General features: G+C 60.4%; 13 protein-coding genes. 5 read left to right on the top strand and 8 right to left on the bottom strand.

All coding sequences use genetic code 11. From position 1 onward, the window contains the following. Positions 1-441: 441 nt before the first annotated feature. From GGR30_RS03265 to GGR30_RS03250, 4 genes are all read right to left on the bottom strand, one after another. Positions 442-1,560 (bottom strand): IS110 family RNA-guided transposase, encoded by a 1,119-nt coding sequence (locus tag GGR30_RS03265; protein ID WP_183482482.1) that lies wholly within the window; start codon positions 1,558-1,560, stop codon positions 442-444. A 410-nt stretch (positions 1,561-1,970) separates the two neighbouring features. After that, a complete protein-coding gene (locus tag GGR30_RS03260) occupies positions 1,971-2,351 on the bottom strand; it encodes an MFS transporter (protein ID WP_246413519.1) in 381 nt (126 codons plus the stop codon). A gap of 62 nt (positions 2,352-2,413) precedes the next feature. Then, positions 2,414-3,619, bottom strand: a complete 1,206-nt coding sequence (locus tag GGR30_RS03255; protein ID WP_210287909.1) for a serine hydrolase domain-containing protein — start codon at positions 3,617-3,619, stop codon at positions 2,414-2,416. A 116-nt stretch (positions 3,620-3,735) separates the two neighbouring features. Next, on the bottom strand, positions 3,736-8,292 hold the full coding sequence (locus GGR30_RS03250; RefSeq protein WP_183482480.1) for an autotransporter domain-containing protein: 4,557 nt from the start codon (positions 8,290-8,292) through the stop codon (positions 3,736-3,738). Between the two features lie 435 nt (positions 8,293-8,727). Between GGR30_RS03250 and GGR30_RS03245 the strand changes: the two genes are divergently transcribed. The 5 genes from GGR30_RS03245 (at position 8,728) to GGR30_RS03225 (ending at position 15,998) form a co-directional block, all read left to right on the top strand. Then, positions 8,728-9,135, top strand: a complete 408-nt coding sequence (locus GGR30_RS03245; protein WP_183482478.1) for a GFA family protein — start codon at positions 8,728-8,730, stop codon at positions 9,133-9,135. A 476-nt stretch (positions 9,136-9,611) separates the two neighbouring features. Continuing rightward, the gene (locus GGR30_RS03240) at positions 9,612-10,403 is read left to right on the top strand and encodes a response regulator transcription factor (protein ID WP_183482476.1); all 792 of its coding nucleotides are present in this window, start codon (positions 9,612-9,614) and stop codon (positions 10,401-10,403) included. A gap of 199 nt (positions 10,404-10,602) precedes the next feature. Then, positions 10,603-12,345, top strand: a complete 1,743-nt coding sequence (locus GGR30_RS03235; protein ID WP_183482474.1) for a ShlB/FhaC/HecB family hemolysin secretion/activation protein — start codon at positions 10,603-10,605, stop codon at positions 12,343-12,345. Positions 12,346-12,422: 77 nt separating this feature from the next. Next, positions 12,423-13,997 (top strand): serine hydrolase domain-containing protein, encoded by a 1,575-nt coding sequence (locus tag GGR30_RS03230; protein ID WP_183482472.1) that lies wholly within the window; start codon positions 12,423-12,425, stop codon positions 13,995-13,997. 210 nt (positions 13,998-14,207) lie between these two features. Beyond that, complete coding sequence (locus GGR30_RS03225; RefSeq protein WP_183482470.1) at positions 14,208-15,998, top strand: DEAD/DEAH box helicase; 1,791 nt, start codon at positions 14,208-14,210, stop codon at positions 15,996-15,998. Positions 15,999-16,228: 230 nt separating this feature from the next. Here the strand turns inward: GGR30_RS03225 and GGR30_RS03220 are convergent, their stop codons facing one another. From GGR30_RS03220 to GGR30_RS03205, 4 genes are all read right to left on the bottom strand, one after another. Then, positions 16,229-20,413, bottom strand: coding sequence for a hypothetical protein (locus GGR30_RS03220; protein WP_183482468.1), 4,185 nt, complete (start codon positions 20,411-20,413; stop codon positions 16,229-16,231). Positions 20,414-20,928: 515 nt separating this feature from the next. Further along, the gene (locus GGR30_RS03215) at positions 20,929-24,189 is read right to left on the bottom strand and encodes an error-prone DNA polymerase (protein WP_183482466.1); all 3,261 of its coding nucleotides are present in this window, start codon (positions 24,187-24,189) and stop codon (positions 20,929-20,931) included. Further along, the gene (locus GGR30_RS03210) at positions 24,186-25,709 is read right to left on the bottom strand and encodes a Y-family DNA polymerase (RefSeq protein WP_183482464.1); all 1,524 of its coding nucleotides are present in this window, start codon (positions 25,707-25,709) and stop codon (positions 24,186-24,188) included. The genes GGR30_RS03215 and GGR30_RS03210 overlap by 4 nt, the downstream gene beginning before the upstream one ends. Next, the gene (locus tag GGR30_RS03205) at positions 25,624-26,385 is read right to left on the bottom strand and encodes an ImuA family protein (protein ID WP_183482462.1); all 762 of its coding nucleotides are present in this window, start codon (positions 26,383-26,385) and stop codon (positions 25,624-25,626) included. The genes GGR30_RS03210 and GGR30_RS03205 overlap by 86 nt, the downstream gene beginning before the upstream one ends. Between the last annotated feature and the right edge of the window lie 32 nt (positions 26,386-26,417).

The following is a 26,417-nucleotide window of genomic DNA, read 5'->3' as shown; positions in this document are numbered from 1 at the left end:
ACGATCGCAGCGTATCAGCGGGACGGGTGCTCCGCATGAGACTGATGAGAGCGGGTTGCTTCGGTGACCCGCTCTTTGTCGTCAGGGCAGGGGGCAGGCAATCCGCGGGTCCTCTGATGTTCGTTTGTCAAGTTTCTTGCACACTGATCCGTTTGACGGGGCAGGTGCCCCGCCGTGTTGGAAGTTTATGCGACGCGTATTGCAGGGGGCAGAGCAGATAAGACGACGGTAGATCACACTCTGATACGCGGGTTGGTTACCGCAGGACCGATGATCCGTCTTGGGCTCGCCTGCTGTCTTCCTGCGGACGTCGGCCAACTCTGCAAGAGTGGCCGGTCACTAAGGACCCTCGAGGGTTCCCTGGATTGCTCTGCCCCCAGTAATACGCGTCATTGATGATGAACTGAACTTTTTCCCCTTTCTCTGCTCTCAATCCCATCGTCAGGCGGCGGGCGCCGCCGGATGAACATGGCGTGCGATGGCCCAGATAAAGGCAGCCATCTCTCTGGCTATTGCTGTGGTTACAACAGTCTGCACTTTTCCGCGTGAACTCAGGCGCCGGTATCTGGCACACAGTCTGATCTGTGCTTTCCAAGCGATGTCTCTGACAGGTTTGGGAAGTGCCTCCAGTCTGCCTGAGTGTTCTGATCCGACAGCCGCATGGCATCGGTAGGCCCATGCACCTTCAATCAAGACGCGTCGTGCCTCTTTTGGGCCTGCCTTGGTGATTCCGCCCCTTCTGGTGCTGCCTCCACTGGAATACTCTGATGGCACGAGACCGAGATAGCTCATGAACTGCCGCGGCGTATCGAAACGGTTTATATCGCCGGTCTCTGCGACGATGGTGACGGCTGAGATGAGCCTCACGCCACGCATGGCCTGGATCGCTTGCACGACTGGCCCCAGTGACCACTCTGGGATTAACATCTTTATCTGTGTTTCGAGCCGGGAAAGCCTCTTGTCGGCATCATCGACAGCGTCGACGTATTCCTGCAGGACGATCTGATGTGCAGGATGTCCAAATCGGAGCGTTGACAACCATAGCCGATGTTTCTTCGTCCAGTTTAGCCCCGATCTGTAGATGCGGCCGTGCCGCAAAAGGAAACCGGCAAGCTGTTGTCGGGCCCGACGCCGATTCTCCATCGCCGACGTGCGGGCCCGCACCAGGTCGCGTATCGCTTCATGTCCCTCATCGGGAACCCAGACTGCGGTGAGCTCATCGGCGCGATGCAGGCGTGCCAGCAGGACGGCATCTCTGCGGTCTGTCTTAACCCGGTCACCAGGGCGCGCCGGTGTTAGAGATGGAGCAACGACGATGCAAACCTGACCGAGATCTGTCAGTTGCCTGTGAAGGACATAGCCGCAAGGACCGGCCTCGTAGCAGAAGCGGGGTATGGCTTCATGCTTTCCGAGCTTGGCGACCAGACGTCGAACGGCTTCGTGTGAGTTCTTAATCTCTCCGAGATAACGCACTTCACCGCCACGTATGCCTTCCGCAACAGCGACAGCGATTGTCTCTTTGTGGACGTCAAGCCCGACAAATAATGTATCCTCTCCCATGGTCCGTCTCCTCGTGTATGGGGCTCTGCTCCGTCGATGCGGGGCAATCCCCGACATAACACGACGGGGGCGGGCTGCCCCCCGAAACGAACATTGGGTCCTTCCTACAACCCCTTGCCCTGCGGGTATTTGGCACCGCGCGGGTTGCCCAGTCTGAGGCTAAATTCGAAGCCTAAAGTCAGGGCTAAAGTTTAGGGCAGGGGTAAAGTTCTGTACGGGCCACCCAAGGAAATCGCAGCAGTGGACGGTGCTTGCCGGCCGCACGCTAAGGGTTTTCTGGCTGGCGCAAAGGGGGCCGTATCCAGTCTGACCGCTTTTCGAATCGATAAGACGAAAGCGGCCGAAGCAACGCGTTCGCCGCCGTCCTTCATCGGTGAGAATGCGATCAAATCCGTAGATCCCAGCGAATATTAGTTCGAACTCGATGCCGGTCCATCTAAGGGCGCGCTGTCGCCATGCGCCGAGGTTTCGGTGTCAGTTCGGGCTTCTATTGCCTCGGGATCATCGTCGCGACGCAGGCGCGTGTATGCGATGAACGCTCCGGTCAGCGCGATCGCCACCACCGCCTCGATCCATACTCCGTAAAGACCCAATCCGAGGATAAAGCCGGCAACGATCGGGCGTGCAATGTCCGTCACCGCGACGCGGGACTGGATCGCGCCCATGACATCGCCTCGCCGTGCCTGAGGAACCTCGACGGAGAGGCCCGCCATGAAGGTCGGGCGCGAGAGCGCGATGCCAGTGCTGATGCAAAGCACGGCAAAGGCGAGCGTCGGAATATTGAATGCCAAGCCCGCAGCACGACAATCAGATTACGTTCGGTGAAGTGCTCGCTGATGGCATTTCAATTGCCTCACGGGGCTGCCGTGCCTCCAAGAAGAGGCGCCAAGGCATTGAAAATGCGCATGGCAGGCAAGGAGCACGCAATGCCGTGCGTATTGGAGGGCAGAACCTCAGCCTCGCCGCAATCGCCCGAAGGAATGTCGCTGTTGGTTTGTATGGCCACGGTCGTGTCGGTTTGTGTATTGTAATAGACGACGGTGGTGTATCCCGGCAGTTCACCGGTATGTCCGACCCAGCTGTCGGTGCAACGCAGCGCCAGGCCATAGTCTGCGGGCCCCTGGAAAGAGCGCAGCCGCTGTTCCTGCGATTTTGCGTCAAGAAGGCCGTGACCGGTTGCCAGGGCCCTGCCATAGGTGAGCAGGTCATCGACATCTGAAATGATTTCGCCAGCGGTCCAAAGCGATGCCGGGCTCCAGTTGGTGGCGTCCAGCGGGGCTTCGGGGGTCGCGTCATAACCTTGCAGCGAGATACCGCGCGCGTATGGTGCGGGGATTGCGGTCTGCCTGCCTGGCCAGACCGTGTTTTCCAGACCGAGCGGTTCGAAGATCATTGTTCTCAGAGCTGTCTCGACCGGTTGACCGGTGACCTTCTCTATCACCATTCCAAGCAGGATCGTGTTGGTGTTGGAATAGTCATATTCAGACCCGGGTGCGAACAGCGGAGAGTTCTCGACGGCGTAGGCTACCAGATCCTCCGGTGAGAAAAACATGTTCGGGTCTTCAAGGTACAAGTCCACAAACCGCTCCGAGGCGGTGTAGCTGGCAACACCGCTCGTCATGTTTGCCAGCTGTCGCAGCGTGATTTCATCGCCGTTCGGAATGCCGGTGACATAAGCGCCAATCGTGTCGTCCAGCGAAAGAAGGCCGTCTTCAGCGAGTTGCAGAATAACGGTTCCCGTGAAGGTCTTTGTGACCGAGCCGGTGCGGGTGTGCATGCCCGGCGCCATCTGCGCGCCTGTGCCGGGATCTGCGATGCCAACCCCCTTTACCCATGAGCCTTCAGGCGTGCGCACGCCGACAATCGCGCCGGGCGCTGCAGTCTGGTGCAGTGCCTTTGTTACGGCAGCGTCGAGCCTTGACGCAAGCGCTTCGGAGAGGCGCTTCGAACTTGCCGCCTGTTCAGCCGGCATCGACAGGATGCGGTCGACATCCTGCACGCACGCTTCTGCAGCAACGGCCGTTTCGATACCGCCTGAGGTCAGCAGAAGCAGTGTCAAGAGCGGCAGGCTCCTTCGTTTCAGAAGATCGCATGAGACGGATGCTGGCATTTCAAGAACCCCTTTGATGATGTTGCGAGCGATTGTGCATGCCCGGCCCATGCTGCTTTGCCGATCTAGAAGCGAAGGTCGAAGCGCATGCTGAAATTGTGATCCTGCACCCCTTCAGCAAGCTGCCCGTCATAGCCTAAGGAGAGGCTTGCTTCGTTGCTGAGGTCGAAAGACAGGCCGACCCCGAGCAAAGCCGCGTCCCGGGCCGTCGGAATACCTGAGATCCCGAAATCGCTGCCACCATCGAACGCCATCACCGAGGTCCCGTTGAGATCGCCATAGGCATGCTGCCAGCCGGCGTGTCCGGAAAGGCGCGCCGCCGTTTCATCGAGCATGATGTCGCGGCTGGCGCGAAGGCCGAGCGTCGTGGTCCACAGATCCTGGGTTTGCGACGCCGCGTGGAGCGCCGCCATACCGCCTGTTTCGGAAAATCCATCGGTCTTCAGGTTGACATAGGATGCCGCCGCGAAAGGCTGCAGATATCCGGCCTCGTCTCCGAACCGCCAGCCGGTTTCGGCAAAGGCCTGCAGAGTGCGAGCATCATAGTCGGCGTTCAGTTGTTCGCTCAGACCGACAAAGGACACGGTCCGCTTGGTGGAGATTGCATGGTGGCCGTAGGAGCCGCCGAAGCTGAAACTGAACGGACCTGTCTGTGTGCTTCCATATCCGCCGAAATAGTAGCTGTCGGTATCAGCAGAGGCCGTGAACCCCTTCTCGTCAATCGAGGTATTCATGTAGCCTGCGGCAAGGCCGAACAGCCAGTCCTGACCGACACGGGCATCGCCGCCGAACAGGGCTCCGCCGCCGGACGTATCGACGGTATGGGCATTGCCATCGCCCTGATATCGCCCGAGCCCGCCCAGAGCATCGAACCAGATCGATACCTGATCGACTGCCAGCGCTTCGTCGTTTTGCGCAGCGCCCTCAGCGCCGTTCGTGGCAAAGGCGGCATCGATCCGGGAGAGAATTGCCCTTTCGACCTGTCTCGGCTCGTCCCGCAAAACGGTATTGGCAGAGGCATGGATTTCGCCGGACAGCGCATCGAATATTTGAGGTGCCTCATTCTCGTAGAGCCCGAGGATCGTCCGATAGAGCGCGGTGTCGGGCGAGAGGTTGTCCAGCCCCGCTGCCGTTGCCTTCTGGTTGGACGTTCTGGCTTCGTCGACGAAATCGACATCGTTTCGCTGAAGCGTCAGATAGACGCTCGTGGCATCATAGCCGAGATAGGAGTCGAGAAAGGCAAAATTGTCGGTCACGTTGCCGAAACCACCCGTGACGCCGCCTTCGGCCGTCACCACGGTGTAGACGTTGATTGGATCATAACCGGAGCCGGTATCGCCGGACCGATCCGCCAAGACGACGAGATCTGCGCGCTTGTCTATCGTTGCCGCGCCCGCGACCTTGAGCAGGTCGCTGTTAACGCCTGCTTCCGTGCCCGCGTCATTGACCTCGACCTGATAGACCGCGCCGGCGCCAAGGCCAAGATCGCCGGCGATATTCATTGTCCCGATGGAATTGCCCGGCGCGATCACGCCGGAAACCACCGTATCTCCGACCGTACCGGAGCCGGCAAGCATGGCGGCGGAGGAAACATTGACCGCGCCGGTAACGCCATTGATCACCAGCTTGCCGCCGAAAACATCCGTGTCGCCGGTATAGCTGCTTTTGCCCGTCAGTATGGTCGTGCCGGAATAGACCTCGACACTGCCCGCGCCGGTAATAGCAGGCGCGAAGACGTAATCCGGGTTGGTATGGTTGAAGACGATTTTGCCGCTGCGCGAGCCGAAGTCGATCAGTGACGTATCGACTACGCCCGCGGAGACAGCCGTCTCGCCTGCCGCGGCACCAATGTTCAGCCTTCCCTGTGTCCCGATCGAGAAGGCGTCCTTGGCACGAACCGTGCCGCCATCGGCAACCGTCAGCACACCGGAGGCCCCAACGCGGCCGACTTTCATCGAACCGGTGGTCCAGAGCGATCCGGCGCCGGTGACCGTCGCAGTGCCGCTCGTCCATGCGGACTGTCCGAGCGTGGCCGTTCCACTGGTTACAGAGCCGCCATCCTCAACCGCAAGCGTGCTGCCGGCAATCGACCCGATGGCCAGCAACCCGCCAGCTCCGGTGGAGAGTCGCGATCCGCTTCCGGTCACCAGGACCTCGCCAGTGGGCAATGACAGCGATGTGCTGCCGACAGCAATCTTGCCCGAGGCGTTTACGCCGCCGCCGCCGCTGATCACAAGCGAGCCGGAGCCGGTGCGCCCGACATTCAGATCGCCGTTCAGCGTCCACAAAGCGGTCGGGCCGGTGACTTCGACGCGGCCATCCTCGCCGGCGACGGTTCCGATGAAGCCGGAACCGCTTGCAAACGCGTTGTTGATCTCGAGCGTGCCTGAGCCAACGCGCACCTCGCCATTGTAGGCGCTGGTTGCCCCAGTCAGCCGAAGGCGTGCGGGTCCATAGATCGCCAGCGTGCCGGAGCCGGTGAAGCTGCCGGCAAACGCCGTATCGGCATTCTGGCTGACCGATAGCCTGGCTGTTCCGAGGTCGACTGTGCCGCCGGTTCCCGAAAGCCTCGACATCATGAGATCATTGTCGTTGAGATCGAGCACGCCGCCATTGACCGTGTAGGCCCCGCCTTGTGCAAAGGCGAGCAGCGAGCCTGCCCGCAGAATGCCGCCCTCGACCGTGGTTTCGCCGGTATAGATGTTGTTGCCGAACAGAGTGGTCGTGCCGGAATGGGCTTCGATGCCACCCGTACCCTTGAGATCGGGGGAAAACCTGTAATCCGTATCGGTGTGGTTGAAGACGATCTTGCCGCTGCCCGTGCCGAAATCGATCAGCAATGTCTCGAGATTGCCAGCCGCGGTAGCCGTATCACCCGCCGCCGCACCGATGTTCAACGTTCCCTGTGACCCGATGGTGAACGCGTCCGTGGCGCGAACCGTGCCGCCATCGGCAATCCTCAGAACCCCGGTGGCGCCAGCACTTCCGACTTTCATCGAACCGGTGGTCCAGAGCGAACCGGTCCCGCTGACCGTCGCCGCACCTCTCGTCCAAGCGGACTGTCCGAGCGTGGCTGTTCCGCTGGTAACAGCGCCGCCATTTTCGACCACAAGCGTGCTGCCGGCAATCGACCCGATGACCAGTGATCTGCCGGTCCCGGTTGAAAGACGCGATCCTTTTCCGGTCACCGTGATGCTGCCCTTGGGCAAGGAAAGCGATGCGCTGCCGACAGCAATCTTGCCCGACGCTTCGACGCCTCCGCCATCGCTGATCACGAGCGCGCCGGAACCGGTGCGTCCGACGTTCAGATCACCGTCCAGTGTCCACAAGGCGGCCGAACCAGTGACATCGACGCGCCCATCCTCGCCTGCGACGGTTCCGATGAAGCCGGATCTGCTCGAAAATGCGTTGTTGATGGCGAGCGTGCCGGAGACAATGCGCACATCGCCGCTAAAGGCGCTGGTCGCTCCCGTCAGTTCAAGTCCGCCGGTCCTATCGAGCGTCAAAGTGCCGGAGCCGGTGAAGCTGCCAGCGAACGTCGTATCGGTATCCTGGCTGATCGTCAGCGTGCCCGCCCCCAGACCGATCGTGCCGCCGGTTCCCGAAAGCGTGGACATGGTGAGATGATGGCCGTTGAGATCGAGCATGCCGCCATTGACCGTGTAGGCCGTATTGTCCGCAAAACCGAGGGGTGCGCCGGCCCGAAGGGTGCCGCCTTCGATCCGTGTGCCGCCGGTATAGGTGTTGGTGCCGGTCAAAATGGTGGTGCCGGAATAAACTTCGACGCCACCCGCGCCGCTGATATCGGGCGCAAAGGCATAAGCGCTGTCGGTTTGGTTGAAGACGATCCTGCCATCACCCGCGCCGAAGACGACCGCACCGGCCTCAAGCGTACCTGCAGTGGTGGCTGCCTCTCCCACCGCGGCCCCGATATTAAGGATGCCGGTGGAACCGCTTTCCCTGGCGATGTCAACGCGATCGTTTGCGATGACGGTTGCGCTATCAGCCAATGTCAGAACGCCGTCCCCGCGATCGCCGACGACCAGCACGCCGTCGGTGCTTGTCCAGGTCGTGCCCGCACCGGAAACAAAGGCCTTGCCCGAACCGCCAGCCGCTGCACCGATGATGCCGCTGACGGACTCAACCGTTCCGCCGCCTGACAGGTTCAGAATACCAGCGCCTTCGCTACCCACGGTCAATGCACCGGTGAGCGCCAGTTTGGAGCCGGTACCGGACAGATTTACCGTCCCCTGCGCAATATCGTTTGCGCCAAGAACCATGTCCTTTCCGCTCATCGCGCCGCTGTCCGTGATGGTTACCACGCCTTCGGCGTTCCAGCCCACGCGTGAAATAACGAAGTCATGCCAAAGCGAGCCGGCGCCGGTAATCGTTGCCATGCCGTATTCATTGGTGCCGATATTGGCGATGGGAGCGGTTACGGTGCCCCCTCTGGAAATCGTGAGCGAGGCTGGGTCTTTAACTCCCACCGAAACAAAGTCAGGTTCTGAAATAGCAGTCCCGTATGGCCCGCCGTCGATGCCATCGACGGTAACGTCAGTATCGATCCACAGGCCGGCGAGCGCCGGTCCCGAAAGCGCGAGAAAGGCGGTGGAAGCCAGCATTGCCAATTTTGGCGCAGATTGGAACGCATGTTCAGCTACGCCATTCGGGCGCTTGTGGGTACGCACTGATGTGCAAACTGTCGTCGTCTTTTGGCCTCGCCGCATGGTCGCTCCCCAAAAATCATCTCCTGGAACCATGCTCACTAAGCGGCCTCGACGATCGGGAAACCATGCCGATTTGCTTACGAAGTAAAGCTCCGTCGGCGCTTATTGTTCAGCAACCCAATGATTGGAATCCCCTGATCAGGGGTTTTGACGCGAAGGTCCGGAGGCCGTAGACGGTTTCGTATCGGGCATTTGACGCCACAGCTTTATCTCTACGTTGAGACCGCGAGATATCGCAGGCGTCGGAGACAAGAGGCTCGGGCTATATCAATCCGGCGGGTTACTGCTGCTGCGCTGCAAGCGAACGCGTATGAACATGGGTGTTTCATTATGACCTCAACCACAGTCGGCTCCTGTTTGTGTGGTGACGTTAGGTTTGAAATCTCGGGCGAGCTTGAGAATTTCTTTCTGTGTCACTGCAAGCGCTGTCGAAAGGACACAGGGTCGGCCCATTCGGCCAATCTGTTTTCGTCGACAGCGAGATTATCATGGATCTCCGGCCTTGAGAGCGTCCAGACCTACAAGGTGCCTGGGACCCGGCACGAAAAAAGCTTCTGCAACAAATGCGGATCAGCACTTCCAAGCGTGCAGTTGGAAGGGGCCTTGGTCGTCGTCCCAGCCGGGAGCCTTGATAGCGCGATTGAGATCCGGCCGAGTGCTCATATCTGCTTTGCAAGCCGAGCGGAGTGGGACGCGCGTTTCGAAGACATCCAGAAATTCAATGGTCTACCAAGCTAAGTTCGGTACCGAAAAACGGTTCCCGGTAAGCTCGGTGCGGTTTATTTTCTACTTTGAGGATTTCCGCAAATAGCGAGAAAAAATTAGGGGAACGACGGCTGGCTGGGCCGCCCGGCGTCGCAGTCTTTCATGCTGTGGCCAGCGCAAGTCGGCTCTCCGCCCTTATCGGCCTTCGCTCGCGGTGCGGCGAACGGCTGCTTTAAGGGCGAAATGGAGAGACGGTGAATGACCGAATTGGAAGCGCCTTCCGGACCGGCAAAAATGGGGCCGATTCCTGACTGTCGGGTCTAGAGATGATGCTGTTGAAAAGCTGACATTTGATGCCGCTCGATGCTTGTCAGGCCAGCCTATTCAGATAGGCCTGCGCTTTGATGTGTAAGAACATTCGTGGGATGCTCACTTTTCTTGCTCGTTATGTCGTCGAGTACTGATATAGGAAAAGGCGAAATGACCGATTTCTACAGTCACATAATCTGATGCTGGAAGAAGCAATCGATACTGAACGCATTTATGCGCTCTGGGACGAGCTTTCGGATTTCGAAGCGTCGCGTATGCCTGAGGCGCGCGTCCACCTGCTCTCGACCGTTTGCAACATGATCGATGCGCGACAGGCCAACTGGATCGGCGCCGTCAGACTTGCGGGCAACATGCATCGCGACCCGCTTTTCGGCTGGCGACCGCGCAGCCATTCCGCACTTTATCCCGACGCGGAAACCGCACGGACCATCCAGGAAGCCTTCGCCTTAATGGAGAAGGGCGAACCCGACATCACCACGATCCGCAATGCCGAGCTTGCGGGCCAATTCCGGGTGTTCATGCTGGATGAGCTTGCGACGCCCGAATGGTTTGAGAGCTATTCCTACAAGACCTTCTATCGCAGTCTGGACCGACTGGATTCGATCTGGGTGGGGATTCCCATCAATGCCGATGCCGAAATCCAGATCGGCTTTCACCGCGCGCTGTCGCAGCCGCGATTCTCGGAACGCGAACGACGGATCGTGGCGCACGCCCTGCGTGGCATCCGGTGGTTCTATCGGCTGCAGATGCTGTCGGAAGGGATCGGCGTTGCATCCGAACCGTTGACGCCGATGGAGAGCAAGGTGCTGTGCGACCTGCTGCAGGGGCTCTCGGAACGACAGATTGCCGAAAACAACGGCCAGAGTCCCCACACCGTCCATGATCACGTCAAGCGGATTTACCGCAAATACGGCGTTTCGAGCCGGGCGTCGTTGATGGCGCTTTGGCTGGGTCAGCCCTTACCCCCCTGATCAGGGGATTCCAAACGCCGGACGCCTGATCGATAAGTCTCGGAAAACAGGGTCTCGTCAAATCCGGTGCGCCTCGCCGCCGTCATCAGGCTGAATGCAAGAGAGGGTCCCTTGTGCAACGATCCATGTTGGGGGAACCATGCGTCAGACGGCCCTGTCAGAAAATCCGGCTTGCTCAGCGATAACGCAGCTGAAGCTGATGGCACGGCTTGATGACGAAAGCGCGGAGGGCGGCGTTCAGGCGCCATCGCGTAAAAGCGGTCCTCCCGCGCGCCCGGTTTCCTCCTGGTGGGGCTTCCTCGCCTGTGGTCCGCTCGCCATCGGGAGCCTTTTCGCGCAGACCGACACGGCTCTCTCGCAAACCGCAGAGCGGATCGAGCAGACGGTTGCCGGCCAGACGACCATTCTCGAGCGCTTCACGCCCCCGCAACGTGTCGGCACGGTCGATATCAAGGTTCAGGACCAGCGCAAGCGCACGCCCGAAGAGGATGCGGCAGCGATCAGCTTCACGCTGAAGTCCCTGACGGTCGAGGGCGCTGCGACACTGCCCGGAACAACGTTTTCCGATCTCTGGCAGGGGATGACGGGCAGGGTCATCACGCTTGCCGATCTCTATCGCATCGCCGCGGAGATCGACGCCCGGTATCTGAGCGCCGGCTATCTCGCCATGACCGTCGTGCCGGTCCAGGATTTCTCCTCCGGAAAGATCACGCTCCGCGTCTATGAAAGCTATGTCGAGACGCTGGAAGTCAACAGTTCCATTCCCGGCATCCGTGAACGGCTATCGCCCTATATCGACCGGATCATCGCCATGCGGCCGATCCGGATCAAGGAGGCCGAGCGCATTCTGTTGCTGATGAGCGATCTTGGCGGGCTTGATATCGAAGGCATTCTGATACGGCCCGAGACTCCGCAGGGCGGCGGTACCCTGCGCCTCGATATCGGCTTCGACCGCGCCTCGGGCGGGATCGGGCTCGACAATCTCGGGACCGATGAGGTCGGTCCGCTGGAACTATCCGGCAATGTCACCGTCAACGATATGCTCGGGCTTTTCGACAGCGCGAGCCTCGTCGGCGTCACCGTTCCCAACATGCCGCAGGAGATGATCTTCCTGCAGGCATCCCAGGATATTCCCATCGGCTTCAACGGCCTGTCCGCCGGATATGATCTCTCCTACATCACCCAGAAACCGGGCGGCGATCTGAAGGCCGACGACATTGATATCCATTCCGTGATCGGCACGGCGCGGCTCGACTATCCTTTCGTCCGTACCATTGATCAGAGCCTTTTCGGCAGGATCGAGGTCAATCTGCGCAATGACCGCATTGATGTGATGGGCGCGCGGGCGACCCGCGAGCAGACGCGCTGGGCGGCCATGTCGCTGACCTATGACCGGCAGGACGGCGACACCGCCTTCCTCACGACGGCGGAATTCGGCCAGGGGCTGGGACGGGAAACCGGTCTGCCTGAGGTGCCGGAGGACTACCGCTTCGCGCGACTGAACTTTGACATCGCGCATGATCTCGGCGCCGACACCGCCATCCGGCTGCGCAGCGCCGGGCAGTATTCCGCAACGCCGCTGCCGGCGGCGGCGCAGTTCTCGCTTGGCGGCGATCCCTATGGCTGGGCCTTTGACGGCGGCACGCTTTCCGGCGCCAGCGGCGCGGCGGCCGCCCTTGAACTCAGCCATGATTTCGAAACCGGCTGGGCGGCGCTTCCGGGGCTCACCTGGACGACGTTTGCGGATTATGGCTTGGTCTGGAATGAGGCTGCCAGCGCTGACTATGCGCGCGATGCGCTGGGCTCGGTCGGCGTCGGGATCAGCGGCATGTTGGCGGAAAAGATGAGTTTTCAGCTGATCGCGGCCGTGCCGTGGTACAGTCCCGACAATGGCGAGGATGACGGGCTCAGGCTCTTCTTCCGGCTGGGCCTGCCGCTCTGACGCGGGATTGATCGCGTCAGCATTCGACAACGAGATATTCCGGCCGCGCCGGTGATTGCAATTAGGAGAGGTTTTTCATGTCACAGTTCAGAGCTTCGCGGCGCCGTTTTCTGGCTTCCGCCTCACTGGCTTCGGCCTCTCTCGTCCTGCTCTCGACTCCGGCACTTGCGGACATGCTGCCGCCGTCGCGCACATCGGGTGTCCCTGTTCCCCCCGGCCAGATCGACGAGGCGGTCGCAGCGCTTGATGGTATCGTCGAAGACATCAAGGCCCGCAGCGGCGTTCCGGGCATTGCCGTCGCCGTGGTCCATGGCGGCGAGACCGTTTATGCCAAGGGGTTCGGAACACGCGGCGGCGATGGCGACATGCCCGTGACACCCGATACGGTGTTCCAGCTCGCCTCGCTCTCCAAATCCGTTGGCGCGACGGCTGTCGCCCGCCAGGTCAGCCGCGGCGTGGTCTCATGGGACAGCCGCATGCAGGATCTTCTGCCGTGGTTCTCCCTTTCCGACGCAGCGGTGAGCGAGCGTCTGACGATCGGCGACCTTTACAGCCATCGCTCCGGCCTGCCGGATCATGCCGGCGATGATCTCGAAGACCTCGGCTTCGGCCGCCAGACCATTCTCGAAAGGCTGAGGCTCCAGCCGCTTTCACCCTTCCGCACCAGTTATGCCTATACGAATTTCGGCCTGACGGCAGCCGCGGAGGCCGTTGCCGATGCGTCCGGCATGGCATGGAGCGATCTCATGCAAGAGGCTTTGTTCGAGCCGCTTGGCATGACCGAGACCAGCGCGCGGTTTGACGATTTCATGGCGCGCGAAAACCGGGCCATGCCCCATGCCAGAACCGTAGATGGCTTCGCCGCGCTCTATCAGCGCCAGCCCGATGCCCAGTCGCCTGCTGGCGGCGTCAGTTCTTCGGCCAATGACATGACGAAATGGATGAAGATGGTGCTCGCCGATGGCGGTGATCTCATCCGGCCGGAAGCGCTGCAGCCGGCGATCAGCCCGCAGAGCTTCTCCAGCCGGCCGCACAGCCCGGATGAGCGCGCGGGCTTTTATGGCTATGGCTTCGGTGTCAGCATCAGTGAGAGCGGTCGGGTGATCCTCAGCCATTCGGGCGCTTTCATCCTGGGGGCGGCGACCTATTTCGCGCTGATCCCCTCGCTTGATGTCGGGATCGTCGTGCTCTCCAACGCTGCCCCGGTGGGCGCGGTCGAAGCGATCGGTGCGAGTTTTACCGACATGGTTCAGACCGGCGTCGTGACCCGCGACTGGTTCTCGGGCTATGAGCCGATGTTTGCAGCCTTTTACACGCCGCTCGGCGAGACCGCCGGAAAGCCGTTCCCACAGGCGGCTGCGGCCCCGCCGCCGGCAAGCTATTGCGCCGGCAGCTACAGCCACCCCTATTTCGGAACCGTCGAGGTGCGCGAGGGCGCGACGGGCGGCCTCGTCTTGGCTGTCGGGCCTGAACCGGAAACATTTCCCCTGATGCCGTGGGACGGCGCGATGATGGTGTTCGATATCGACACCGAAAATGCGCCCGCCGGCTCCCGCTCCGCCGCCACGTTTTCCGGCGGCCCGGACAAGGCCGAAACGCTGGAGATCGAACTCTTCGTCATGGATGGAGCAGCGCGTTTCAAACGGAGATAGTCAGCCGTCGAACGTTGTGCAGGCTTTCCGCTCGTGGTCAGCCCGCTGGTTGTCCAACCCGGGCCTGCGCAGGATATCGACTCTATTCTCTGTTCAATTCTGCTGGATGTCGTTACTAGCACTGCGTCCCATGGGCCGCAGAACCCCGCAAACTATTGCTATCCAGAGCGCACACATGATGATATTCGGCGGCTCACAAAGGTGGTGACCATGACCCCGAATACCGTTTTCAAATCCCCGATTGCCGATATACATCCGGCCCTTGCCTCCGCCCTCACGGCGAAAGGCTACAGCACGCTGACGCCGGTTCAAATGGCGATGACGAATGAAGATCACGTTGACGCCGATCTGCTGGTCTCGGCGCAGACGGGCTCGGGAAAGACGGTCGCCTTCGGCATTGCAGTCGCGCGGACGTTGCTGGGACACGACGCGCATTTCGCCACCGCCGCTGCCCCACTCGGTCTGGTCATTGCGCCAACGCGCGAACTTGCCATTCAGGTCCAGAGGGAGCTCGATTGGCTCTATGCCGGCGCTGAGGTCCAGATCGCGACCTGCGTGGGCGGCATGGATATGCGCACCGAACGCCGCGCACTCGACCGCGGCGCCCATATCGTCGTCGGTACCCCCGGGCGCCTGCGCGATCATATCAGGCGGGGTGCGCTGGACCTCGGCGCCATTCGCGCCGTGGTGCTCGACGAGGCCGACGAGATGCTGGACCTCGGTTTTCGCGATGACCTGGAGTTCATCCTCGGCGCCGCGCCCGAGGAGCGCCGCACATTGCTGTTTTCGGCGACCGTGCGGCGCGGCATCGCCGAACTGGCGAGGACCGTGCAGAAGAATGCGGTGCGCATCGAAACGACTGCGTCCACCGAACAGCATGCCGACATCGAATATCAGTTGATGCTGGTGCGGCGCGACGAGCGCGAACACGCCATCATCAATACGCTGCTCGATTCCGACAGTTCAAGCGCCCTGGTGTTCTGCCACACACGCGAAGCCGTTCGCCATCTGACGGCGCGCCTTTCAAATCGCGGCTTCGCGGTGGTTTCGCTTTCGGGCGAAATGGCACAGTCTGAGCGATCGAATGCGCTGCAATCCATGCGCGACGGGCGCTCGCATGTCTGCGTGGCAACCGATGTGGCAGCGCGCGGCATCGACCTCCCGAACCTCGACCTCGTGATCCACGCCGACGTGCCGGGCAACCCGGAAACACTGCTGCATCGCTCCGGCCGGACCGGTCGCGCCGGCCGAAAGGGCGTCTGCGTGCTCATCGTCCCGGAAAACAGGCGGGGTGCTGCCCAGCGCGTCCTTTCATTGGCGAAGCTGACCGCGGCGGTTCGTGCTGCACCCGGCATTGCTGACATCGAGGCGCGCTACCGCCGGCGGATCATCGATGCTGCCGCCTCTTCCGCGCTGCCCGACGCAGCGGAGGCGGAAATCGTCTCCGAATTGCTGGAGCGTGCGGGGCCCGAACGCATTGCAGCGGCGTTCCTTCGCCTGCAACGAGCGGCCCACCCGTTGCCCGAGGAACTATCGCCACTTCCCGCCGATGCGCTCAAGACCAAGACGCCCGCTCGTGCCCGCCGGTCGGAAGACAGGAACGCGTCAGCACGCGAGCCGCGCAACACGGACATGCAGGACGGCGTATGGTTCACCATCTCGCTCGGCCGCAGGCAGCGCGCCGATCCGAAATTCCTGCTGCCGATGATCTGCAATGCTGGCGGTGTGACCAAACGCGATGTCGGCAGAATCAGGATCGATGACACCGAAACCCGTTTCGAAATTTCCGCCGACAAGGCGGCCGATTACGCGGAACAGATCAGGCAGCCCGGCAGCCTCGAGAAAGGCATCAGGATCGCGCCGGCCGGTAAGATGTTCGAAAAGCCGAGACAAGCGAAACCGAAATTCAAACAGGACGGCAAGCCGACCCGCAAACACCAGGCTCCTTCGGCCGATCGCGGCAGAACGCCAAAATATAAGGCCCGCAAATCGAATCGCTGAGCCTGATCGGCGTCTTCTGCCCTGCGCCGCCTTAATGTCTGCTTTCGGGAACCACGCGCCACCGAGCCAACGTCCGAAATGGGGACGCCTTCCGGACCGGCAGAAAAGGGACCGGTTGCGGACTGGCAGGTTTTGGCCCCGGCAGTGAGAGAAGCAGACATTGGCACTTAACAGGGGCATAGTCGCTTTCGGCTCGACAATCGCGTCGTTTACTTGGACCGATCGAGCATTTAGCGCTGAACAAGCTTCGGGTCCCACCCAATCAACCCATCATAGGAAAACGAAATGAACGCGGAAATTCGCTTCCCTTCGTCGTCTTTCGACAATCGGTCAAGCGGAGTGATCTTGGCGAAAAGGTTGAACCCAAGATCGAGGTTGGCGAACTGTGGCCCCCGGTACCCTCTAAGGGTTCCTTCCACCCGTGCTAGTCGGGCTTCCAGCTTCGCGAGGTCTGCTGGCTTTTCCCCTTTGATCATAGAAGGTGGGTCGAGATCTTCTAGGTCGTTCTTGAAATGTGCCAGCCTGGGTTCTTTGCCTGTTCTTTCAAGCCAATCGTAGGACCACGACCGGCTCCCGTAAGGCCGGTTGTTCTGGCAAACTTGGTTCCAGCTGTTGACTTCAGTCGCTAGTGCTTGGAGCGAGCCTTGAGAACTGAGGAAACGCAAGAAGTTGAGAGCAAACAGGTAGTATGCCGGCTCGACCGATTTTGAGCTAAGGCCGTGCCAATCGATCAGACGTTGAATCGCGATCGACTCGTCGAATGTGTTCAGGTGGCGATACGCTGAGAACCAACGCCGAATGTCCGCGTCGCGGACCCCTTGTTGATTAATATTCCTTTCCATCATCAACACAATGGTACGAAGATCGCCCTGGCTCATCGATCGCCAATTGTGCTTTGCGCGCGCGATTATCGCGGCACACAAAGCCCGACGCACATCAAGGTCTTCGCGACGAGCCGCCAACGCCCTAAGGTCCGACACCACCCTATCGGTATTACCGTAGACATTGTTCCATTCGGCGATGGTCTTTTCGGCTCGGATTGATAGTCTCGGTCGGTTTTTCAACAGATCTATATTCTCTTCGGCAAGAGAGAGAGCGTCCATGTAAAACCCTGAAGAACGCGCAGTCAGGAAGGCCGAGAAATTGTCCACACCGGAAAGGCGCATCGATTGCCTAAGCAAAATCGAGACCGTTTGGATAGTCGCAACTAAACCATGTTCATTCGATGGTTTGATCTGTGTAGATCGCTCGAAGCGGCTGGTTGCCTCAACAAAATCGGATTGAACTGCGGTCTCGACTGCGCCCAAGGTATGGCATTGTGTGATCGCCTCTTTGAGGATCTGTTCCATGCGGATTCGATGAGCCATTCCTGCGACGTGAACCAATGTCGCGTCGCTTCCCGCATCGGGTAGCTGTTCGGCGAAACTTGCCTTTCGCACTGCTTCATCGATGTCCTTAGGGTCCTCGTACATCAAGTGGCGCGCAAGGTGTGCGGCGTAGTGCGGCTCTCTCGGCCAGATTTGTGTAATTCGGTCAAATAGCTTTCGCGCTAGCTCTGCATTTCCAATGTCATTGATTAGCTGAGAGAAGCGCCGGCTTCCGATACCACCAACCGAAACGTCAACGTCTGCAAGGATCGCACTCTCAGTGTCGCGTGTGATGAACAATGACTGAACCATTCTCTGGACTCTGTCCGAAGCGTTGTTCCGAAGCCTGCGGAGGTGAGACAAAAGAGTGGTCGAAAAACGCGAAATATCCGCATGCCACCGCTCTTCGTTTCTAGCAAGGTTAGCCAGAACTTCCCGTGCCAAGAGCGCATGGGAGACGCGGATGTGGCTGCCTGATCGCAGCAAGAACAGCGACTCATTGTCAACGGGCGCGTTCCCATCGTTCAGGACATCGCATAGCTCATCGAATTCGACTTCGGGAAACCCTTCGCTGTAGTAGAAGCTGACAAGAGAAAGATCGGCCAAGAGCTCCCTCGCAGCATCGCTTTTAGCTCCCTTAACCACATCTTCAATCAGTTTCTGGACGCCCAGAAACCCCTCACCGAATGCCGTCAGGCCGAAAAAGAATGGATTTTTTTGTTCGCCTGGCGTCTGCGGGCTTGCAAGCCGGCGAAGCTGGCTCTGCCTATTGGGGTCTTCTACTTGCTCAAGATATGCTTTCAGAAACTTGCGAGTCTCCTCGTCGTTGAGCCTCCCGGAAAGAACTCCGTCGGAATCGTTCTTCTTGACGGATCGGGAGACGGTCAAGAATACCGCCCTGGTGTTGTCTTCTCGAAGTTGCTGGAGGAGGCCCTCGCGCTCGCTCTCAGTGACAACGGACGCCTCCATGACCACTAACACTGGAAGCGAGCAAAATTGGAACACATCCCTCAGATACGAAGAGGTGTCGCTGCTGATTTGGTCCAAGATGACAGTTGGGACACGCTCCATGAAACTCCAAGCGAGTCGTCGAGCGAGTGTAGTTCCGCCTGAACTGGGTTCATGAAACAGGTTCACGGTGCGATTGCTTGAAGCTTCGAGAGCTTCCAGAATCTCCTTGTTATAGGTATCGAACGCGTTTTCGCGCGGCACATCGAGTTGTTGCGCCAACTCGGCCCATTCGATCGGCATGCCACGGCGGAAATCGATCCCGAACGATCGACCTTGTGGAAGGCTTTGCGCCCTTGCGCGGTAGAGTACTGTTAGATCCCGATCGACACGAGAAAGCAAACCCGCAGGGGCTTGAACCAGGCCCACGGATCCCGCAGTTCGTTGCGGAAGCAGAGCGTCGTCCACCGCACGGGGAGAGGCGGCGCGATTGCCAACCAGCTCAGAAATTATCGTGTCCAAGGGGAGTTGCGAAATCTCGACCCCTTCGATGGTGGACAATTCAGGACTTCCGTCAGCAACGCTCACCGGAGCGAGCGTTTCGCCGAACTCCATGTCCATGCTCTCTATCACCATCCGAGCGATGTCCTGGGAAAGGCCATTCGCGAGAACTAGGCAACGAACATCAGTCGGCGCGTGTGACCTGGCAATTTCGCCCAGCAAATGGTCGAGACCACGCTTGTATGTTCGCCGCCAATCGGTCGTGGAAACAGTGGGAACGACGCCGGAAATGTCCTGCCGGCCGTTCGCAAAATACCAGATGCACCCGCGATGCAGAATTTTTAGGTCCGGTGGTTGTTGACCGGGCCAGAACTGACGGGATGCTCTGGGATTTGCCTGCTGCTCACTTTCGGTCGGGGCCGACGTTCGGAAATCAATCACAAAGGACCAAGGCGCGCTCGCGATATCCGGAGGCACCGTATCGAGGTCGTTGCCCACTATGAGGATGTTGAAGCCGGAGTTGTCAAAGCGCAGAGTGAAGTCGGAAAGCAGGGTGTCGCGCCCAGGAATTTGAACCGGGCTATTCGGCCATGGGATTGCTGTGCCATTCGGAAACAGGTCAGTCACCTCTTTGCCGATCATATTGAGGAGCTGTTTGAGGAAGACGGCTGACCAAACAAAGCTCTGGCTGTACTGCGAAGTCGTGAGCCCACCCGACCCACTGCCCGCACGAGGAGTCTTGTGTAGGAAGGCCAAACCAGCCCCGACCTGCGCCAATACCATCTGTAGTTTCAGATCATCTTGCCGATCCGGGTAACGTCGGAAAGCGAGCTCTGTAGCAGTCTTGCGAGCAGTCAAAATGTCTTGGAGCCAACCGCGCTCGCCTGGATCAATTTGCGCCGCCTCATTCTCCTCGGCCAGCGCCTCGGCCAACTTGTGCCAGCGTGCAATTCCAAGACCGTCGAAGGTCCGCAGGAGAGTTGCGAGCTCCAAATAAGCATGGTCGAAAAACACGGGGCCGTTTGATTGATAGGTTGCGAAATCGATCAGATTAATGTCGTGAACATTGCCATTCTCACCGGCTTTCACGAACAAATTTTGACTATGACAGTCACCATGTGTCGGACCAAAGAACGGTCGAATCACCGACTCGCTCGTGTCGGATGTGGCAAAGACAACCGGGTTGGGCAGAATTTGCCCATGAAGAAAGAACAACGAGGCCCCAAGGATATCCGACGAAATAAAGTCTGAAACATGCGTGTGAATTCGACCACCCTGTTCCGCCAATAGCTTGTACCCCAAAAGAGCTGTGATCACTTTACCTATCGTTTGTTGCTCACCCAGCGTAAATAAGTCAGGGGTCCAGGATATCTTTGAAAACTCTGTGTAGGCAGAACGAAACAGCCAGTGATCGGCAACCAGCGGCCGCCACTTAATACGCGATTGGCCGGCCAATTTGATCAGCATACAATAGTGCTCGTCCGCTTCGAGGCTCAATGCGATTTGAGGGATTTTTCCCGAAAACGCTCCATCGGAGATCGCCTTCCTATGTCGCACCTCCTCCCCATCCCAGTCAGTAGGAAGGATATCAACCTTCAAGATGTGTATCCCGTCCAGGCTGCCTGTACAGTCCACAATGGCCACGAAAGCTCCAGATTTCCCCAGAGTCAAGCGCTCACGAATCACGGCGTTGGTTCGATGGTTTCTTTTAATCTCCGCTAGAAATTGCCCAACATATGGTGGCACTGGAACTTGCATTTTTGGCCTTCATGACTATCTGCTTCGGTACAGTGTGTCGCGTCCAACTCTCGAAAGCAATATTCTAGTGCCGTCCTTCACCTGTAGCACTGACCAACCAAGTAAATCTCCGTTTCCGCAGTTGACATCCGGCGTTCTAGTACCTGCGGCGAAGGTCGGTTTCCCGCCCATTGAATACCTTCCCACGCTGCGCAGCGAACGGCTGCTCTGTAGAGCGGGCGGAGAACCCTCGAACGGCCGAAATGGGGGCGCTTTTCGGACAGTTCTCGGGCAGAAAAGTGAACGATGCCGTGGCCAAAGTCTTTTCTATTGGATGAACTTCGCGCATTGTGCTAGCCGGAGCCGCTATAGACAACCTATCGAAAATCCCGCGTCTTCACCTTAATCTCATCGATATGTCCATACGGGTCGAACATGTCGCGCGGTTTCGGCATCCCACGCGGATCCGGTCCAGGCGATCCATGATGAAACTCATCACCCCGCCCGTGCGGAAGCGGAAATGCTGTATCCCGGCTCCCGACGCTTGCCAGTTCCGCCGACAGATCGACAAGCTCACGCACCACGATATGGACAACCTCGCCCTCTCGCTGGACCCGCCCTTTGACGCCGAGCATGCCGGATCCAAGAACGGTGCGACGGTATTTCTCGAACACCTTGGCCCAGACCACGAGATTGGCCACGGCGGTTTCGTCCTCAAGCGTGATAAACATCACGCCCTTGGCCGAGCCCGGTCGCTGGCGCACAAGAACGAGGCCGGCAAGGTTGACCCAGCGACCGTCGCGCAGAGAGACGGCTTCGGCGCAGGACCTGAACCGCTGTCGGGAGAGTTCCGAACGCAGGAACGAAACCGGGTGTTTCCTCAGGGTTAAGCCCACATGGCCGTAATCCTCGACCACTTCCCGACCGGCCTCCATGGGTTTGAGAAGGGGCTCCGGCTCTGCCTGCTCGGGTACGATACCGGCCTCGCGTCTTGCCGCCGCAGCAAAGAGCGGCAGCGGTTCGTCCCGCAGGGCCTTGATCGCCCAGAGCGCCTCACGGCGAGCAAGCCCGAGCGAGGGCCTGAACGCATCGGCTTCTGCGAGTTCTACCAGGGCAGCGGCCGGAATACCGGCGCGACGCCAGAGATCGTCGACCGAAGCAAAGGGCGTGTCTTCGCGACAGGAGACCAGCCGGGCGGCCTCGGCATTGGCAAGGCCCTTCACCAATCGGAGCCCAAGGCGGACGGCAAAACGCCCGTCGTCGCGGTCGGTCGGTTCCAGCGTGCAATCCCATCGGCTTGCATTGATGCAGACCGGACGGGCCTCGACGCCGTGGTCGCGGGCATCGCGCACGATCTGGGCCGGGGCATAGAATCCCATCGGCTGGGCATTGAGCAGCGCACAGCAAAAGGCATCGGGGTGCCAGCACTTCATCCAGGATGAGGCATAGACAATCAGCGCAAAGCTCGCTGCATGGCTTTCCGGAAAACCATAGGAGCCGAAGCCTTCCAACTGTCTGAAGGTACGCTCGGCGAATTCGCGCTCATAGCCACTGGCAACCATGCCATCGATCAGCTTTGCGCCGAATTTCGATACCCCGCCGGTGTGCTTGAAGGTTGCCATGGCGCGACGCAGCTCATCGGCCTCGCCGGCGGTAAACCCGGCGCACTCGATGGCCACCCGCATGGCCTGCTCCTGAAACAGCGGCACGCCCAGCGTCTTGCCAAGCACCGCTTCAAGCTCGGGCTTTGGATAGGTCACATCTTCCTTGCCCTCGCGCCGGCGCAGATAGGGATGAACCATATCGCCCTGGATCGGCCCGGGCCGGACGATCGCGACCTCGATGACGAGATCGTAGAAGGTGCGCGGCTTGATGCGCGGCAGCATGGCCATCTGCGCGCGGCTTTCGATCTGGAAAGTGCCGAGCGTGTCGGCCTTGCGGATCATCGCATAGGTGCGCGGATCCTCCGCCGGTATGGTGGCGAGATCCAGCCGGATATCCTTGTGCTCTGCGAGAAGATCAAAGGCACGGCGCATGCATGAAAGCATGCCAAGCGCCAACACATCGACCTTCATGAACTCGAGAACGTCGATATCGTCCTTGTCCCATTCGATGACCTGCCGGTCTTCCATGGCTGCCGGCTCGATCGGTACCAGCTCGTCGAGCCGGTCGCGGGTCAGGACAAAGCCGCCCGGATGCTGGGAGAGATGGCGTGGTGTACCGACGAGTTGCCGGGCAAGCTCCAGGGCAAGCCGAAGCCGCCTGTCCCCCATATTGAGGTTCAGTTCTTGAGCATGCTTTTCCCCGACACCCTCCGACCAGCCCCAGACCTGTGACGACAGGGTCTTGGTCAGATCCTCGGTCAGTCCGAGCGCCTTGCCGACATCCCGAAGCGCCCCTTTGGCCCGGTAGCGGATGACGGTGGAACAGAGCGCGGATCGATCGCGACCGTAGGTCTGATAGACCCACTGGATGACTTCTTCTCGGCGTTCGTGCTCGAAATCGACATCGATGTCAGGCGGCTCGCGCCGTTCTTCCGAGACAAAGCGCTCGAACAGGAGATCGTTGCGATCCGGATCGACTGAGGTCACGCCGAGGACATAGCAGACGGCGGAATTGGCGGCCGATCCGCGACCCTGACAGAGAATGTCCCTCGAACGGGCAAAGCGGACGATCGCATTCACCGTCAGGAAATAGGGCGCGTAGTCCAGCTTCTCGATCAACGCCAGCTCATGGCAGAGATTGGAGCGCACCTTGTCGGGCAGGTCCTCGGGATAGCGCTCGGCGGCACCTTCCCAGGTGAGTTTTTCCAGTGCTTGCTGTGGGCTGAGATCCGGAAAGAGCTTTTCCTCCGGATACTGATAGGCGAGTTCCGTGAGCGAGAACCTGCACCGCTCCATGATCTCGATCGTGCGGGCGAGCGCTTCCGGAAAGCGATCGAACAGCCGGTGCATCTCCTCTGGCGGCTTCAGGTAGCGATCGGCGAAACGCTCGCGGCGATGCCCGAGTTCGTCGATGGTGACATTGTGCCGGATCGCGGTAACGAGATCCTGCATCATCTGCCGGCCGACCGCGTGGAAGAGAACGTCATTGGTGACAACAGTCGGAACCCGGGCTGCGAGAGCGAGGTTCGATAGCTGCCATAGACGGAGCTGATCGTTCGGCCGCCGTCGCAGCGTCAGCGCAAGATAGGCACGATCCCCGAAAGCCTCCCGCAGCCGTCGCAGATGCATGGCGCAGTCATCATCGGCGCGATCGGGCACCAGGATGGCAATCAGCCCCTCGCCATAAGCGACGAGGTCGGTCCATTCGAGGCGACACTTGCCTTTGCCGGCACGCATCTTGCCGAGCGAGAGCAGGCGGCAAAGCCGGGCATAGGCCACCCGGTCGGTCGGATAGACGAGGACCGGCAGGCTGTCGGCAAGGTCAAGGCGGCAGCCGACAACCAGTCGGACGCCGGTCTGCCGCGAGGCTTCGAATGCCCGCACGACCCCGGCCAGAGAATTGCGATCAACGACACCGATGGCCTCGATGCCGAGTTCTGCTGCGCGGGCGAACAGTTCGTCGCAACTGCTCGCCCCACGCAGAAACGAGAAATGGGTGGTGACCTGCAGTTCGGCGTAGCGCGGCCCTGTCATCCGAAGATCCCATGGATGAACCAGCGGTGTGAGCCGCTATCCTCATGCTCGCCGTCGCCGGAGCGAAACAGCCAATAGCGCTCGCCGGTATCGTCCTCGACCCGGAAATAGTCCCGGACAGCAGTGAGTTCGGCATCCCGCTTCCACCATTCGCCACGGACCCGCTCTGGACCATCGGCACGACGGATACGGCGACGCACGCCGCGCCAGGTGAACCAGACGGGCGGATGATCCGGGAGGAGCGCCATGGTTTCGATCGGCTCCGGTCTTGGCAGCAGCCGCGGTGGCCGCGGCCAGTCGCCATCCCAGGTAAGGCCCGTCTCCGGCGCCAGCGGGGCAATACGGGCGACCGAGCGTTCGGGTACATCGCTTTGAACGGGCACGAAGCGACAGAGCCGGTGTTCGCCGACGCGGTTGGCAAGGACATCGACCAGATCGGAGACATCGGCTTCCGGCTCCTCGACCAGGGAGGAGATCGTCTGCTTCTCTCGCAAGGGTTCGGCGTGGATGGCGACCAGTTCCATGATCTCGATCCCGAAGCCCGGATCGACGGTCTCCAGCCTGTCGCGGAACAGTCGCACAAGGCGTCGAGGGTCGCGAACCGGCTGCGCTGTGCCGACGCGGATGAACTGCATGGTGTTGTCGACGCGGTGGAACAGAAGATCCAGCCGCCGGGCACCAAGACCGCGTTTTTCGAGTTCAAGACAGAGCGCGTCTGCGAGTTTGGCGATATAGCGGGCGATAGTCTCAGGCGCGCCGATCGGTTCGGCAAAGGCCTTGCGCACCTCGACCAACTCCGGCGAGCGGATTGGGTCGACCGGTTCGGCAATCCGGCCAAGCGCCCGGTCCAGCCGCCGGACGACTTCCGGGCCGAAGCGCAGGGTCAGCGGTGCGCGCGGCTGATCCAGCAGCTCTCCAATGGTCTCGAAACCGAGTGTGTGCAGGTCGGACACCGTCGCGGGATCGAGCCGGAGCGCTGAAAGCGGCATTGTTCGCAACACTACCTCGCTTTCGCCCGGTGGGATGACGATCGCGGGTCGCGCCAGAAACCGGGCAGCAGCATGCGCTGCGCCCCATGTATCAGCGACCGCAGCACGCGCCTCGACGGCGGCCGCGGCAAAACGGCGGATCATGTCGGCAAGCATGGCGTCCTCTCCGCCATGCAGATGATCAGCGCCGTTCGTATCGATGACCAGGCCGTCCGGAGGGTCGGCCATCACCACCGGCGAAATTCGCTGAAGCGCCCAGAGCGCCAGCTTGTTCAGCCCCTCGACCTCAGCGGCAGGATCTGCATCGGCAATCACAAGCCCAGGCACAAGGGCTTGCGCCTTGGTAACGGCCATGCCGATCCGAATGCCAAGCCGTTCGGCATTGACATCGAGGGCCGTGATCAGACGGCGGCGGCCTGTGCGGCCGGCCATGACGAGCGGCGCATCAGCGGGAGGCGATGCGGCGCCCGACTTCCTTCTGAGGCGATCCGTCGGCCACCTCGGAAGGAAGAGCGAGACGACCCGTGTCATCACACGCCTCCAGTTCAAAATCGGCACTTTCGCCGGCACGACATCGGATGAGTTCGACCAGCCAACGCGCGCGCCCAAGGCCGGGAACGGGCAGGGGCCGCGAGGGCAGAACGGAGACCCGCCAGCGGGTGACGCTCGCCGTCGGCTGCCCGAAGTCGCCGGCCTCGGTCTGCCGTCGCCAGCGGCGCAGCGCCAGCCCGATGGTGTTGGAGTTCTCGGCCGCCAGCTGCAGACGGCGCGAGGCTGTCATGGAAAGACGCGCGGTCTCTGCGACAACTGCGCCGAGCCCGCCATGGCGAAGCCCTTCCTCGAAACAGGCAAGCAATGCCTTCTCGTCGCCGGCCTCGACATGGATCACGCGGTCGGGCTGAAGCCCGGCCTGGGCGATGGCTGGTGCAAAGAGATCGGGACGCGTGACCACCCATAGCACCTTGCCTCGGGTGCGCGCGGCAATACCCGCCACGAACAGTGCCGCCGCTGCTCCGTCGACCGCGCCATTGCCGCCGCCGGCCACCTCATGCAGACAGCCGAGTGCAAGTCCGCCGCCCGGTAGCCTGCGATCGATCTCCTTCAGGCCGAAGGGCAGAACCGATCGCGCGCGTCCCCCAGAACCTTCGAGATGCGCGATGCGCTCACGAAGCTCTGCGATGGCGGGACTGGCGGCATTGTTCGGCATGATGTCGGACGGTCTCCTTCAGGACTTTGCAA

Source organism: Martelella radicis (assembly GCF_014196625.1).
GTDB classification, from domain to species: domain Bacteria; phylum Pseudomonadota; class Alphaproteobacteria; order Rhizobiales; family Rhizobiaceae; genus Martelella; species Martelella radicis.
The sequence above is the reverse complement of the archived record's forward strand: the minus strand, read 5'-3'. Positions and strand labels throughout refer to the sequence as shown.